This is a genomic window from Noviherbaspirillum sp., from assembly GCF_036846085.1.
Lineage (GTDB): Bacteria > Pseudomonadota > Gammaproteobacteria > Burkholderiales > Burkholderiaceae_D > Noviherbaspirillum.
In genome coordinates, this window is record NZ_DAIUCO010000138.1 from 1 (window position 1) to 13,496 (window position 13,496).

15 protein-coding genes are annotated in these 13,496 nt (G+C 61.5%); 2 read left to right on the forward strand and 13 right to left on the reverse strand.

The genetic code is table 11. The annotated features are described in order from the left end of the window. The 10 genes from V7080_RS15900 to phnG form a co-directional block, all read right to left on the reverse strand. Positions 1–1,200: DUF445 domain-containing protein (locus V7080_RS15900; protein WP_334189371.1), on the reverse strand; the 1,200-nt coding region annotated here is incomplete at its 3' end. Positions 1,201–1,281: 81 nt separating this feature from the next. After that, positions 1,282–1,761 carry a hypothetical protein gene (locus V7080_RS15905; RefSeq protein ID WP_334189372.1) on the reverse strand — a complete coding sequence of 160 codons (480 nt, stop codon included), beginning with the start codon at positions 1,759–1,761 and terminating at the stop codon, positions 1,282–1,284. Further along, positions 1,751–2,929, reverse strand: coding sequence for an MGDG synthase family glycosyltransferase (locus V7080_RS15910; RefSeq protein WP_442947242.1), 1,179 nt, complete (start codon positions 2,927–2,929; stop codon positions 1,751–1,753). The genes V7080_RS15905 and V7080_RS15910 overlap by 11 nt, the downstream gene beginning before the upstream one ends. Positions 2,930–2,981: 52 nt before the next feature. Beyond that, a complete protein-coding gene (locus V7080_RS15915; protein ID WP_334189373.1) occupies positions 2,982–4,118 on the reverse strand; it encodes an alpha-D-ribose 1-methylphosphonate 5-triphosphate diphosphatase in 1,137 nt (378 codons plus the stop codon). Further along, on the reverse strand, positions 4,115–4,828 hold the full coding sequence (phnL, locus tag V7080_RS15920; protein WP_334189374.1) for a phosphonate C-P lyase system protein PhnL: 714 nt from the start codon (positions 4,826–4,828) through the stop codon (positions 4,115–4,117). Before phnL ends, V7080_RS15915 begins: the two co-directional genes overlap by 4 nt. An 11-nt stretch (positions 4,829–4,839) precedes the next feature. Next, positions 4,840–5,619 (reverse strand): phosphonate C-P lyase system protein PhnK, encoded by a 780-nt coding sequence (gene phnK / locus V7080_RS15925; RefSeq protein ID WP_334189375.1) that lies wholly within the window; start codon positions 5,617–5,619, stop codon positions 4,840–4,842. Further along, positions 5,616–6,512, reverse strand: coding sequence for an alpha-D-ribose 1-methylphosphonate 5-phosphate C-P-lyase PhnJ (locus V7080_RS15930; RefSeq protein ID WP_442947241.1), 897 nt, complete (start codon positions 6,510–6,512; stop codon positions 5,616–5,618). The genes phnK and V7080_RS15930 overlap by 4 nt, the downstream gene beginning before the upstream one ends. Then, positions 6,509–7,675 carry a carbon-phosphorus lyase complex subunit PhnI gene (locus V7080_RS15935; RefSeq protein WP_334189376.1) on the reverse strand — a complete coding sequence of 389 codons (1,167 nt, stop codon included), beginning with the start codon at positions 7,673–7,675 and terminating at the stop codon, positions 6,509–6,511. The genes V7080_RS15930 and V7080_RS15935 overlap by 4 nt, the downstream gene beginning before the upstream one ends. A gap of 9 nt (positions 7,676–7,684) precedes the next feature. Further along, positions 7,685–8,284, reverse strand: coding sequence for a phosphonate C-P lyase system protein PhnH (phnH, locus tag V7080_RS15940; protein ID WP_334189377.1), 600 nt, complete (start codon positions 8,282–8,284; stop codon positions 7,685–7,687). Beyond that, positions 8,281–8,754, reverse strand: coding sequence for a phosphonate C-P lyase system protein PhnG (gene phnG, locus V7080_RS15945; protein WP_334189378.1), 474 nt, complete (start codon positions 8,752–8,754; stop codon positions 8,281–8,283). The genes phnH and phnG overlap by 4 nt, the downstream gene beginning before the upstream one ends. A 123-nt stretch (positions 8,755–8,877) precedes the next feature. Between phnG and V7080_RS15950 the strand changes: the two genes are divergently transcribed. Both V7080_RS15950 and phnN read left to right on the forward strand, forming a co-directional pair. Then, positions 8,878–10,086, forward strand: a complete 1,209-nt coding sequence (locus V7080_RS15950; protein ID WP_334189379.1) for an alpha-D-ribose 1-methylphosphonate 5-triphosphate diphosphatase — start codon at positions 8,878–8,880, stop codon at positions 10,084–10,086. After that, complete coding sequence (phnN, locus tag V7080_RS15955) at positions 10,083–11,351, forward strand: phosphonate metabolism protein/1,5-bisphosphokinase (PRPP-forming) PhnN (RefSeq protein ID WP_334189380.1); 1,269 nt, start codon at positions 10,083–10,085, stop codon at positions 11,349–11,351. The genes V7080_RS15950 and phnN overlap by 4 nt, the downstream gene beginning before the upstream one ends. Positions 11,352–11,447: 96 nt before the next feature. On the opposite strand, the gene V7080_RS15960 is transcribed toward phnN, so the two are convergent. Genes V7080_RS15960 through phnE form a run of 3 tightly spaced genes read right to left on the reverse strand, consistent with a single transcriptional unit; the run spans position 11,448 to position 13,323 of the window. After that, positions 11,448–11,954 carry a GNAT family N-acetyltransferase gene (locus V7080_RS15960; protein ID WP_334189381.1) on the reverse strand — a complete coding sequence of 169 codons (507 nt, stop codon included), beginning with the start codon at positions 11,952–11,954 and terminating at the stop codon, positions 11,448–11,450. Continuing rightward, on the reverse strand, positions 11,951–12,520 hold the full coding sequence (locus V7080_RS15965) for an HD domain-containing protein (protein ID WP_334189382.1): 570 nt from the start codon (positions 12,518–12,520) through the stop codon (positions 11,951–11,953). Before V7080_RS15965 ends, V7080_RS15960 begins: the two co-directional genes overlap by 4 nt. Beyond that, positions 12,520–13,323 carry a phosphonate ABC transporter, permease protein PhnE gene (gene phnE / locus V7080_RS15970; protein WP_334189383.1) on the reverse strand — a complete coding sequence of 268 codons (804 nt, stop codon included), beginning with the start codon at positions 13,321–13,323 and terminating at the stop codon, positions 12,520–12,522. Before phnE ends, V7080_RS15965 begins: the two co-directional genes overlap by 1 nt. Positions 13,324–13,496: the final 173 nt, after the last annotated feature.

Genomic DNA, 13,496 nt, shown 5'->3' on the forward strand with positions numbered 1-13,496 from the left:
CCCCACCACTCCCCCAACCAACGTCCCATTAATCCGGATATATTGCAAATCCTTCCCCACATGCAGCTCCAGCTTGCGCGATATCGTCTCCGCATCCCATTTCCGAATCACCCGCGCCACCAGGTCCGCGATCATTTCCCGCCGTTCCACGATCGCGTCCACCGCGAATTCCCGAATCCATCGATTCAGCTTCACCTGCACCATCTCGTCGCGCAATAGCTCGGTACCGAAGGCAAGCAAGGCCTGCTCGAGCTTGACCGCCATCTGTGAATCCTCCGCCATCGCATCCGCTTCGAGACGTGCCTTCAAATCATGCCAGACCTGGACCGAATAATTACGGAACAGCGGATGCCCGGCGACGTCCATCACGATGGCGTCGATCTTCTCTCCGTACTCCGGCGATGTTTTGAGCTGCTCGATGAGTTCGTCGGTGGATTTCTGAAAGCGCGCGCGCCATTCGCTGTCGTCTTCCTTCATCTCCGCCAGCGTGCTTTGCAATGCATCGAGCAGGCGTTCATACAGCTTCTGATCAATCGCCTTCGGCATCCAGCGCGGGCTGCTTTCGTGGATCTTCCAGCGGATATAGGGCTTGTTGTTGTCCAGCGCGCGTGCGGCCATGCCGATCAGATGGTCGAACAGCTTTTGATGATGCCGGTTGGCGACCAGCATGGAAATGACCTCGGCCAGGATGGGCGCGAAGCGGGTGTTCTGCATTGCCGAGGCAATGCGGCTTTGCATGAAGTGGCGTACGTCGTCATCCTCCACCACTTTCAACAATGTGGGAATGCTGCGTACGATCTGGCGGGATACCGCCCGGCTGTTTTCAGGGCTTGACAGCCAGGATGCGGCCATGCCGGAAAAATCGAGACGTTCAAGCTCTTCCCGGATGATCTCCGGTGTCATGAAGTTATGTTCGAGGAAATCGGACAGGCTCTCGCCGATCCGGTCCTTGTTGCGCGGGATGATGGCGGTGTGGGGAATCGGCAAGCCGAGCGGGGAGCGGAACAAGGCGGTGACCGCAAACCAGTCCGCGAGCGCCCCCACCATCGCTGCTTCCGCGAATGCGCTCACATACGCCAGGAAGGGATAGCGCGGCTCGAATATCCGGCATACGACGAAAACGACCGCCATCAGCACCAGCAAGCCGGTGGCAAGCCGGCGTGTCTTGATGAATTGCGCTGCTTGACGTTCTTCCCGCATTGACCGGTTTTATCCAGGTGAAATAACCGGTTCGAGCATACACCGAACGGGTTGGTTCACCCTTGACAACAATCGGTCGCACTACCGGCTTTTCCGCAGGGAAATCCACAGGAGAAACATCATTACCAGCGAGAAAATCCAGTAATCCGCCGGCGCCACCCACAACCAATGTTTATGCCAGGGAATGGCGTCGGCGTGGAACCGTGCAAGTCCGAATGCCGGATTGAGCATGAACCAGAGAAAGTCCTCGACGATCCAGAACAGCATGATGCAGGCCAGGACCAAACACTCGGCTCTCCAGGACCAATGCCCCAAGAAGAACAGCGGAAGGTGAAAAAACATTGCGATGAAGGGGAAGACCCAGGCATGGTATCCGGTCATCGGTCGTCCGCCCCAAAACACATCGAGCAGCCAGTGCTGTTCGATGCGCCATGTCGGCAGATTCGCCGCCCATCCCGCGCCGCCCTCGATCTGAATTTCCGCATGGGCAAAGAAATACGCCAGCATCACGGTCCATGCCAGCGTCAGTGCGAGCTGGCGTCCGCGAATCTCAAACCGCATTGTCGTACACGGACTCGGTTGCCATGACCGCTTTCAGCACATCCCGAGCGGCATCCGGGCGGCCGAGTGCTCTTGCCCTGCGCCGCATGTCTGAAAGTTTGTCCGGATGCCGGAGCAGGTAACGGACGCGGTATTCCAGCGTGACTGGGTCACAAGCCTTCAGCGCCACACCCTGCTCCAGCAGAAAATCGGCATTGCGCTCCTCCTGCCCGCGAATCGGATTATTCACAATCATCGGCAATCCCAGCGCAAGGCACTCGGCGCAGGTCAGGCCGCCCGGCTTGGTGATAACGAGATCGGCGCAGGCAAGTACCCGCTCGATGCGGTGGTTGTATCCCTGTGGCAGCAGCCTGCCGGGATGCTGCGCGGCCAGCCTGCGAAGCGCGTTCAGCGCGACGGCATTCCTGCCGGCCATGACAATGAGCTGAAAATCTTCATCAATCTCCAATAACGCTGCAGCGACCGTATCGAGGCCGCCCAGACCTGCCCCTCCACCAATGAGGACCAGCGTCATGCGGCGCGGATCGAGACCCATCTCTTTCGCGCAGATGTCTCGCTGAAGCATGGCGCCAAATGTCGGCATGATCGGGATACCGGTCACATGGATGGTGTGCGGCGGTATTCCTCGGGCGCGCATGCGAAACGCCACTTCCTCGCTGGCCGCGAAATAGCCGGCGATGTGCGGTTGCACCCACATCCGGTGCAGGTCGAAGTCGGTCACCTGTACCCATACCGGACAGCCAGGGCGACGCTTTTCGGCGGCATGGGATAGTAGCTCCGCAGGCAGAAAATGGGTACAAATGATTGCATCGGGCGCCAATGCATCTATTTCCCTCAGCAGCGCACGGGTATTGAGACGCTCGAAAGCACGTCGTACGGTTTGCAGGGCGCCGTCAGGCTGCGCTTTGTTGGTCGATTGATATAGGCACCCCCATAAGGTCGGAAGGCGATTCACCAGGGTGAGATAAAAGCCGGTATATAGCGTGCGGAATCCCGCAGGCACATAACGCATGACGTCCAGGTGAATCACCTCCGCACCGGCGACCAGAGCGGCCTGCGCTTCGATGGCTTGCGCCGCCCGCAGATGGCCGGCCCCGGCGGAGACGCTGAGGACGAGTATTCTTTTGCCGGGAACAGCCGGATATCCGGAATGCGGAACGTCAGGCAGGCGCGCCGCCTCGGGCAACGATGCCGCGAAGCGGCGAAGGCTGACAGGCAGCTTATGCAATCTGCCTTCCCGCTTTCCACACACCCAAAACGACAGGAATGCCTTCCATCATCCGGACACGGATGAAATCCGCGCGCAACTCGGGTGCAATTTCTCCACGGTCGACAAGCCCGACCATCAGCGCCGGGTTGCGGGATACGGTAGCGATGGCATTCGGCAGGCTGAAGCCTTCCTTGCGCAGCAGGAAGGCGGCGTGCAGCAGGCTTGCCGGCACATAGTCGGAAGAAAGCACGTCCAGCAGGTCGGCGCGGGCCAGCTCCGCCGCCGACACGTTACCGGAATGCGAACCGCCGCGCACCAGGTTGGGCGCACCCATGATGATGCCGAGTCCCCGTTCGCGCGCGGCGCGGGCGGCCGCCATCGTGGTCGGGAACTCGGAAATCGACACGCCGTCGCTGACGCCCTCCTCCACATGCGCCACGGTGGTGTCGTCGTGCGTGGCGAGAGGCACCGGCACGGTACGCTGCATGCAACGCGCCACTACGCCGGAACGGTTTGCATCTGCATAGCGCTGCTGGCGGTCCAGCAGATTGACGAGCATCGAATCCACTTTTTCTTCGCTCCAGCCGCGCTTGCCGGTCACATAGGTGCGGTAATGCGTCAGGTCGGTCCACTGCCGCTGCCCCGGGGTATGGTCCATCAGCGATACCAGCTTCAAGCGTTCGTCATGCAGGAATGGTTCGAACATCTCAAGCAGGTTCTCTTCCGCCAGTTCCAGCCGCACATGCAGATAATGGTCGGCACGCAGGATTCCCGCCCTTGCAGCATTGCGAAGGCCCTCGCTGCATGCCGCCAGGGTGCGGACGCGGATGCTGTCGGCATCAATGTCGCCCACCGACAGCGCGTCCAGCACGGTAGTGATACCGGATGCGGCGATCTGGGCGTCGTGCGCGACGATCGCCGGCAATACCGGCCAGCTCACCTTGGGGCGAGGCATCAAATGCTTTTCCAGGTTGTCGGTATGCACTTCCACCATGCCCGGCAACAGGTAATCGCCGTTCCAGTCGTCCGCCCCGGGCAACGCGCTTGCGCCGCCCGCCACCTCGGCAATGATGTCGTTCTCGACGAACAGGGAACCAAGAAACTCTTCATCGGCGGTAACGATGCGTGCGTTGGTGATGATGGTCATGGCATTCCTACCAGGGAAACCGGCTGGACCGGTGCAATCGAAAACAGCCGGGTCGCAAGCGCACGCCGTACATGTTCGTCGTGGAAAATGCCGACGATGGCGGCACCCCGCTCGCGGGCGGCTTTGATCAGGCCGACGACCGTGTCGCGGTTGGCTTCGTCGAGCGAGGCGGTCGGCTCGTCCAGCAGCAGAACCGGATAGTCGGTGATCATGGTGCGTGCGATATTCACCCGCTGCTGCTCGCCGCCGGAAAACGTTGCCGGTGGCACATGCCACAAGCGCGGCGGAATGCGCAGCCGCGACAGCCAGGACTTGGCTTCTTCCTGCGCATCCTTGGCGTCAATGCCTTTTACGATCAAGGGCTCCGCCACCAGGTCAAGCGTCGGCACGCGTGGAATCACCCGTAGGAACTGGGTGACGAATCCGAGTGTCGAGCGCCGCACCGCATGCACTTCATGCGGCGTCGCGGACGCCAGGTCGACCCACTGGTCGCCATGGCGGATATTGATCGATCCGCTGCTGGCGCGGTAGTTCGCATACAGGCAGCGCAGCAGCGTGCTTTTGCCGGCACCGGACGGCGCATGGATCACGACGCATTCGCCGGCATCGACCTGCATGTCCACGCCGGTCAGTACCGGCAATTGCAGGCCGCCTTGCAGATGCAGCGTGAATTCCTTCGAGAGGCCACTGACTTCGATACGACGGTTCATGGATTGTTCTTTCATAGGACGGACGACACCAGCAGTTGGGTGTACGGATGCTGGGGGTCGTCCAGCACCTGGTCGGTCAGGCCTTCTTCCACGACCTGCCCCCTGCGCATCACCATCAGGCGGTGCGCCAGCAGGCGTGCGACGGCGAGGTCATGGGTGACGATCACCGCCGCGACCTGAAGCTGGGACACCAGCTGGCGCAGCAGGTCGAGCAGGCGCGCCTGCACCGACACATCGAGACTTGCGGTCGGCTCGTCCATGAATATCAGGCGCGGCTTGGTCACCAGGTTCCGGGCGATCTGCAGACGTTGCTGCATGCCGCCGGAAAAGTCACGCGGCAGGTCGTCGATACGCGACGGATCGATTTCCACCCGCGCGAGCCACTCGATGGCCTCGGCGCGGATGTTGCCGTAATGCCGTGCACCCACAGCCATCAGGCGCTCGCCGACGTTGGCGCCGGCCGAGACGTCGCTGCGCAGGCCGTCACGCGCGCTCTGGTGAACAAAACCCCAGTCGGTACGTGACAGCAGCTTGCGGCGCGCTTCGCTGATCGCATAGATGTCGGCTTCGCCCTCATGCCGTGTGGCAAAAAGCACGCGGCCGGCGTCCGGGGCGGATTGGCCGGCAAGGCATTTCAGCAGCGTGGTCTTGCCTGAGCCCGACTCGCCGACGATGCCGAGCACTTCACCCGGATGCAGCGTCAGGTCGATTGTGTCGCATGCAATACGCGCCCCGAAACGCTTGCAGACGCCTTCCGCGCGCAACAACGGGTTATCCACGATGACGCTCATGCAGCCTCCCCTGTCGATGCCGCCTGCCGTCCACGGCAATAGTCGGTGTCGCTGCATAAGTACATGCGGGCGCCCTGATCGTCCATGATTACCTCATCGAGAAAGCTGTGGTCCGAACCGCACAGGGCGCAGGTCTGTTCCCAGCGCTCGACTTCGAACGGGTGATCGTCGAAATCCAGGCTCTTGACCGGTGTGTACGGCGGCACTGCGTAGATGCGCTTCTCGCGGCCGGCGCCGAACAGTTGCAATGCGGGGCTCATATGCATTTTTGGATTGTCGAACTTCGGAATCGGCGAAGGCCGCATCAGGTAGCGCCCGTTGACCACGACCGGATAATCATAGGAGGTGGCGATTTTTCCCATGCGGGCAATGTCCTCATACAGCTTCACGCTCATCAAGCTGTAGTCGGCCATCGCGTGCAGCTTGCGGGTCTGCTCCTCGCTCGCTTCCAGCCAGCGCAGCGGCTCCGGAATAGGCACCTGGTAGACGATGGTCTGGCCGGCTTTCAGCGGTGTTTCCGGGATGCGGTGCCGGGTCTGGATCAGTGTTGCTTCCGTGGTGCGTTCGGTGGTCGCCACACCGGTGGTGCGGCGAAAGAAGCGGCGGATATTCACCGCATTGGTAGTGTCGTCAGAGCCCTGGTCGATCACTTTCAACACATCGTCCTGGCCGATCACGGCCGCGGTCACTTGAATCCCGCCAGTACCCCAGCCGTAGGGCAAGGGCATCTCGCGGCCGCCGAACGGCACCTGGTAGCCCGGTATCGCGACCGCTTTCAGGATGGCGCGCCGGATCATGCGCTTGGTCTGCTCATCGAGATAGGCGAAGTTGTAGCCGGCATCCGGCGGCACGCTGGCGGTGACGGACTGGCTGGAGGAGAGTGTCTGCATCATGCGGCCTTCGAAGCGCGTGGTGGATCGATCGCCCCGGCCCGGACGTCATTCTCCTTGCCGGTTTCCGTGGGCGCCTGCTGTTCGCTGAACTGGCGGCGCAAAGCACGGATCAGCGTCAGTTCCGACTGGAAATCAACGTAGTGCGGCAGCTTGAGGTGCTGTACGAAGCCGGACGCTTCCACGTTGTCGGAGTGATACAGCACGAATTCCGCCATCTGTGCCGGTGCGCCGATCTCCTCGTCCAGCTCCTGTGCCCGAAGCGCGCGGTCGACCAATCCCATTGCCATCGCCTTGCGCTCGCTATGGCCGAAGCTCAGGCCGTAGCCGCGGGTGAAGCGGGCCGCTTCCTTATGCGAGCCGGAGAACTGGTTCACCATCTGGCATTCGGTGAGTTCGATATCGCCTATCTCGATGGCAAATCCGAGCTCTTCCGGCACCACTTCGACCGTCACCCGGCCGTAACGGATTTCGCCTGCGAAAGGATGATTGCGGCCATAGCCGCGTTGGGTCGAATACCCGAGCGCCAGCAGGAAACCTTCATCGCCGCGTGCCAGGTTCTGCAGGCGCGCCTCGCGGCCGGCAGGAAAGGCAAGCGGCTCGCGGGTAAGGTCGCACGGCGCCGGGTCACCGGGCGGCGGCGCTTCAGTCTCGATCAGGCCCTCGGCATTGAGAAAGTCCAGCACCCGCGGCATCGGTTCCTGCTCTGCGTCGTCGGAAGGGGCTGTAGCCTGCGCACCAGGTGGCCGCGCCGCCGCATCGGCAGCCAGCGTGAAGTCGATCAGGCGCTGCGTGTAATCGTAGGTTGGGCCGAGGATCTGGCCTCCAGGCACATCCTTGAATGTCGCCGAGATACGCCGCTCGATCACCATGCGGCCGGTGTTCACCGGCACGGTCGACATCAGGCGCGGCAGCGTGGTCCTGTAGGCACGCACCAGAAAAATCGCTTCGACAAGATCGCCGGCTGCCTGCTTGATGGCCAGCGCGGCAAGATCGCGGTCGTACAGCGAACCTTCGCTCATCACGCGCGCAACCGCCAGCGGCATCTGCTCACGGATCTGCGCTACGCTCAGTTCGGGAAGCGCAGTGTCGCCCCGGCGCTTGCGTGCCAACGATGCGTACGATTGTTCAATTGCTTTTTCGCCGCCTTTGACCGCTACGTACATGGCCGCTCCTTACGATTCAATGCGGGTTGTGCGCGGCAGGCCGATGATTTCGTCTCCGCAACAAAAGATGACATCCACACCAAGCGGAAATGCCGCGTTGTTTTCACGCCAAAACAAGTCGAAATTGTCGGGCAAGCCTTTCACTCTTATCGTGCGGGTATGTTCTATGCCCGGCCCTGATAGTGTGCGTACCGGACCGCCGTCAAGGCTGGGCAACTGGACAAGCAAGGTGCACGAGCGATCCGGGTAGTCCATCGTTCCCTGTGCAAAGCCGTCGGACAACCTGGAGTCGGGGTCGGCAATGATGGCGAACACGGCCTGGGCACGGTCGCCGACCAGAGGGCTGCCGCAATGAAAGCGCAGATAGGACGTGACCGCCGGCGTGGTCGCCGCGGCATCGCGCCATACCGGCGTTTCGTAATCCATCAAGGCGAGGCAAAGCGCGGTGGTGGCTGACGCAAGCGGCGCCGGACCATCGATCCGCACCGGCATGGTTTGCCGCAGGCCCGGTTCGGACAACGCATTCAGCACGCAGCGGAAGGTCGCCTGCGACGCATGTACGCCATCGGTCCAGGCGGGGAGCAACAAGTCGTCGGCCAGTGCGCTCATGCGTCTTCTCCTCTTACCATGGTCATGAAGTCGACTTTGGTTGCCTGCGCTTGCGCGGCAATAGCGGACTTCCGTTTTGCAAGCGCCAGTTCAATCGGCTGCAGCACTTTCCTGCGTACTTCCTCATGCGCCTCGGATTGCATCAGTGCATCGAAAATCGCCGCATATTCCGCATGCCGGATATCCCTGCCCGCAACATAGGCGACGCCCATCTGTCCGGAGTGCAAGCGCAATGCGCAACGTGTGACCGTCATTTCGCCGAGGTTGAATTGCGCGCCGGTTCCACCAGTGCGGGCACGCACCATTGCCAGGCCGACTTCCGGCTGACGGAGCCACTGATAATCAGGCAGTGCGCCATAGGCCGCAGCAATCTCGCTAAGTGTTTCACTCGATGCTTTTCCCAGAAGCGAAATCCATTGAGCGCGTTCGGAAGTGGGCTCATTTCCGTGAGCTTGGGCTTGATTTTTCATGGCAGCGATTGGACCATAGGAAAATGAAATCCTGATGACATCCGTCGGTCAGATGCGATGTCAATATGCGGTCACAATCGGCGGCTAGCATGGCGCATATTTACTTTGATCCGGCGTATTCCCATGCGATTACTTATTCACGGTGCGACCAGCCTTTTGCCCCCCTCAACCGGTTTCAAGGAATGGGACAAGGTCGACATCGGCCTGTCCGACGCCTTCATCGACTTCGTTCGTTCTCCCTCGGAGCTTTGCATGGACAGTGATGGGACCGTCCTCGACGGTACCGGCCTGATCGTGTTGCCGGGCATCGTCGATCTGCATGGCGATGCCTTCGAACGCCAGATCCAGCCACGGCCGGAAACGGTTTTTTCGCACGACATCGCGCTGGCCGATACGGACAGGCAACTGGTGGCAAACGGCATCACCACCGCCTGCCATGGCGTGACGTTCTCATGGGAAGGCGGCTTGCGGGGGCGTGAGGCGGCGTTGGCGATGCTGCGCCAGGTGGTACACAGGCACAAGAATTTCCACGCCGATCATCGGGTTCACCTGCGCTTTGAAAACCATCACGTGGACGGTCTCGATGACGCGCTGGACTGGATTGCGCAAGGATGGATTGCCTTCGTCGCATTCAATGATCACCTGCCATCCATCATGCGCAAGGCGAAGAAACCGGAGAAATTGTCCGCATATGCGGAACGCGCCCGATGTGATGCGACGACTTTCGTCGAGCGCATGCAGGCTGCGCATGCCAGGTCGGCTGAAGTGGAAGGCGTCGTCAGGCGACTCGCCGCAGCGTGCAGGCAGCGCGGTATTCCGATGGCATCCCATGACGACGAGACTCGCGCCGATCGGGAGCGCTACCATGCGCTGGAAGCCACGGTCAGTGAATTTCCCCGCAGCAGCGAAGCGCTTGCGGCAGCACGCGATTTCGGCAGCCGTATCGTGATGGGCGCGCCGAATGTGCTGCTGGGCGGCAGCCACTGCGGCTCGCTGTCGGCGACGGAAACGGTCAGGACCGGCATGTGCGACATCCTGACGTCCGATTATTACTATCCGTCGCTGCTGCATGCGCCCTTCCGTCTGGCATACAAGGAAGACGCCTGCTCGCTGGCCGACGCCTGGAAGCTGGTATCGCAGCATCCTGCCGAAACCCTTGGCCTGCGCGATCGCGGCCGCATCGCGCAAGGCTATCGTGCCGACCTGCTACTGGTCGAGGCACAGCCGGGCGGCGATGTGCGGCTGGTGGCGACCATCGCCGCCGGCAAGCTCGCTTACTGCGCCGAGCCGCATCGGCTGACCACCAACCGGCTCGTTCCGCTGGCGGCATGACACGCTACGCTCTCTATTTCGCTCCGGCATCGACATCCGCGTGGTGGCGAGCCGGATGCCGCTGGCTCGGCCGTGATCCGGAAAGCGGCGAAATCCTGACGCCGCATCCTGTCAAAGGCTTGACGCCGGAACTTACGGAAAGATGGTCTGCCGATGCACGGCGCTACGGATTCCATGCGACGTTGAAAGCGCCGTTCAGGCTGATGAACGGCTTCAGCGAAACACACCTGCTCGCGATGGCCCAAGCCTTTGCCGCAGTGCAGAAGCCGATCGCGCTCAACGATACACGCGTGCGTTCCATCAGCGATTTCATGGCGCTGATTCCTTCAGGCCCGCTGGAGGATATCGGCGCGCTTGCGATGCGCTGCGTCAGCTATTTCGACCTGCTACGCGCACCGCCGACGCCGGCCGAACTCGCGCGGCGGCGACATGCCGGCCTGAGCGAGCGGCAGGAGACCTTGCTGCAACGATGGGGCTATCCGCATACCGAGGAACAATTCCGCTTTCACATGACGCTGAGCGATTCGCTGGAGGAAGCGGATGCGCATACCGTGGATTCCATGCGCAAGGCGGCCGAGTCGTGCTTCGACGAAGCTGCCGCGCATGGCCCGATGTCGATCGACAATCTGGCGATCTTTCGCGAGGACAGTCCCGGCGCGCCGTTCCGCCTCTGGCGGCGGTTTGCCTTCGATGCGGAAAGAACGGAATCCACATTGCCGCTGCGCGGCAGGCTGTTCTTTTTCGTCGGTGCATCGGGGGTGGGCAAGGACACGCTGCTGCGCTGGCTGGAGCAGCATGCAAACGCCAGCGGCAACATCGTTTTTGCCCGCCGGACCATTACCCGCGGCGTCCATCCGAGCGAAGTGCATGAAGCGGTCGATACCGCGACGTTCTGGCGCCAGGCGGCGGCCGGCGACTTCGCGATGATGTGGCAGGCAAACGACCTGTGTTATGGCATTCGCCGCGGTATTGACGCCGACCTTAAGGCGGGGCGGGATGTGGTTGTGAACGGATCGCGTGAATACATTCCCCAACTCAAGCAGATGTATCCGGATGCCCGCATCATCTGGGTGGAAGCGGGTTCGGATGTCATTCGACAGCGTATCGAAGCTCGCCAGCGGGAAAGCGGTGCCGCGCTTCTGCGGCGGATGGACCGGATCAAACAGTTCACGCCGCCGCAATCCGACGACGTGATACGCGTCGATAACAGCGGGCCATTGGAAGCGACGGGAGCAAGGCTTCTTGAAGTGTTTTCAGCAAAGTAGGACGCAGGTCCCGAGCGCCCCATGTTCACCCTTTATCGGTTTTAATGCGACCGGACCGGTGCGCGGTCGGGCCCTGCCGTTTCAACATCGAGCGAACTATGCCAGCTCGATGCTCAGGCTCACGCCATGCTGGCTGAAGCCGAGACGCTCATAGAAGCGATGTGCATCCTTGCGCTTGATGTTCGATGACAGGCTCAGCTTGTAGCAGCCTGACCCGGCGGCAATATGGAGCGCCCGCTGCAGCATGGCTTCGCCAACGCCCTGTCCTCGCCTTTCGCGGCAAACGACGACCGCATCCAGCAATGCCTGGCGGCTGCCGCGATGCGACAGGCTGCAAAACACCATCAGGCTGAAGGTCCCTACCGGAACGCCGGCTTCATCCAATGCGAGATAGGCCTTGAAGTCCGGATAGCTTTTCATGTCCGCCATGATCTGGCGCGTGAGCGCGGCGTTGAAACCGTCCGTCTCGCTTGGTTCATCGTCCATTTGCGCCAGCAGTCGGGCCAGCACTTCCGCGTCGCCCGCCACCGCTTCCCGTACTGCGATATCCGATCTCACACCGGTGGATTCCGCCACGCCTTCCGTATGTCGTCTCATGTTCATGCCGCCTTCTCCCCTGCACTCTTTTGCACCGACGCAACCGACTGCATGATTGCAACAAACTCATCAAGCGAAGCAGTCTCTGCTCCGGGAACCTTGGCTTCATCGTCCCAGCGGCGCAGGTTCACCGCATCTTCCGCATGGGGCTGCGCAATAAATGCGGCGGCTTCGTCCGGCGTGAACGGCCCGCCCTGCCACATGAGGCTCCGCTTCGAAGCGCCCGACAAACCCGACCAGTAAAGCGGCTCGATGGCGCATAGGTAGCGCTTGGCATCGACATGCATGCGAACCGGTTCGGTGACCGCCGCCGGGAAGAGTTCCTCCAGCATGGCCGCACCGGTCGGTCCATGCGGATAGGTGCGATCGTCCAGCCCTTCGGCAAGATGGCAAATATCGTGCAGCAAGGCTGCCGTCACCAGTTCAGGCGCGGCGCCATCCGCTTTGGCGAGCGTTGCGCATTGCAAGGCATGCTCCAGCTGTGTCACCGCTTCGCCGCCGTACATGCCGGCGCCGCGATTGCGCAGCCAATCGTTGATGAGGTCGATAGTCAGTACCGGTACGGATTGCATCAGATAAACCTCTTGCGCAGGCGGGAGGAAGCCAGATCGATCAGTGTAACCGTCACGACGATCAGCAGCAGCACGGCGCAGGTTTGCGCATACTGGAAACCGCGGATGACCTCCCACAGAATAACGCCGATGCCGCCGGCGCCGACCATGCCGACGACTGTCGCGGAACGCACGTTGGATTCGAAGCGGTAGAGCGCATACGAAATCCACAACGGCATCACCTGCGGCAGCACGCCGTAGACGATTTCCTCCAGCACATGCGCGCCGGTTGCCCGGATGCCTTCGACGGGCTGCGGATCGATCGCTTCCACCGCTTCCGAGAACAGCTTCGACAGGATCCCGGTGGTATGCACGAACAAGGCCAGCACGCCGGCGAACGGCCCCAGGCCGACCGCCACCACGAACAGCATCGCAAACACCATCTCGTTGATGGCGCGAGCCGCGTCCATCAGCCGCCGCACCGGCTGGTTGATCCACGGCGGCGTGATATTCGACGAGCACAGCAACCCGAAGGGAATAGCGCAAATGACTGCCAATACGGTGCCCCAAACCGCGATCTGGAGCGTGACCAGCAATTCATCCGCGTAGACGCGCCAGTCGGTGAAATCCGGCGGGAAGAAGCTGGCCGCATAGGTTGCCATGTTGCCGGCGTCGCTGAACAGCTCGAGCGGGCGCATGTCGGCGCCTTTCCAGGATGCCACCAGGACCGCCAGCAGCACGCCCCACATGAACAATTTGCCGAAGTCCTGTTTGGGCGGGTCCGGATAGACGGGCGGCCTATTTGTCTGAGTAGAAGCCTGCATGGCGTTTCCTTACAACTTGGCGATATCCGCCAGCTTGCGGTTGATGTCGTCCAGCATCGTTTTTTTCTCTTCCGCCTTCATGTCGTTGTCGTCTTCAATTTTCTTCTTTTGCTTGAACAATTCCAGCTGACGGATCGGCTTGAGCTGCGCGTTGCTGGAATCCTGGATGCCGC

Bases quoted from the DNA above. Each gene is read 5' to 3' on its own strand.
- V7080_RS15915 (WP_334189373.1), bottom strand. From the start codon at position 4,118: ATGACCATCATCACCAACGCACGCATCGTTACCGCCGATGAAGAGTTT.
- phnL (WP_334189374.1), bottom strand. From the start codon at position 4,828: ATGAACCGTCGTATCGAAGTCAGTGGCCTCTCGAAGGAATTCACGCTG.
- V7080_RS15965 (WP_334189382.1), bottom strand. From the start codon at position 12,520: ATGCAATCCGTACCGGTACTGACTATCGACCTCATCAACGATTGGCTG.
- phnK (WP_334189375.1), bottom strand. From the start codon at position 5,619: ATGAGCGTCATCGTGGATAACCCGTTGTTGCGCGCGGAAGGCGTCTGC.
- phnG (WP_334189378.1), bottom strand. From the start codon at position 8,754: ATGAAAAATCAAGCCCAAGCTCACGGAAATGAGCCCACTTCCGAACGC.
- V7080_RS15930 (WP_442947241.1), bottom strand. From the start codon at position 6,512: ATGATGCAGACACTCTCCTCCAGCCAGTCCGTCACCGCCAGCGTGCCG.
- V7080_RS15935 (WP_334189376.1), bottom strand. From the start codon at position 7,675: ATGTACGTAGCGGTCAAAGGCGGCGAAAAAGCAATTGAACAATCGTAC.
- phnN (WP_334189380.1), top strand. From the start codon at position 10,083: ATGACACGCTACGCTCTCTATTTCGCTCCGGCATCGACATCCGCGTGG.
- V7080_RS15960 (WP_334189381.1), bottom strand. From the start codon at position 11,954: ATGAACATGAGACGACATACGGAAGGCGTGGCGGAATCCACCGGTGTG.
- V7080_RS15905 (WP_334189372.1), bottom strand. From the start codon at position 1,761: ATGCGGTTTGAGATTCGCGGACGCCAGCTCGCACTGACGCTGGCATGG.
- phnH (WP_334189377.1), bottom strand. From the start codon at position 8,284: ATGAGCGCACTGGCCGACGACTTGTTGCTCCCCGCCTGGACCGATGGC.
- phnE (WP_334189383.1), bottom strand. From the start codon at position 13,323: ATGCAGGCTTCTACTCAGACAAATAGGCCGCCCGTCTATCCGGACCCG.
- V7080_RS15950 (WP_334189379.1), top strand. From the start codon at position 8,878: ATGCGATTACTTATTCACGGTGCGACCAGCCTTTTGCCCCCCTCAACC.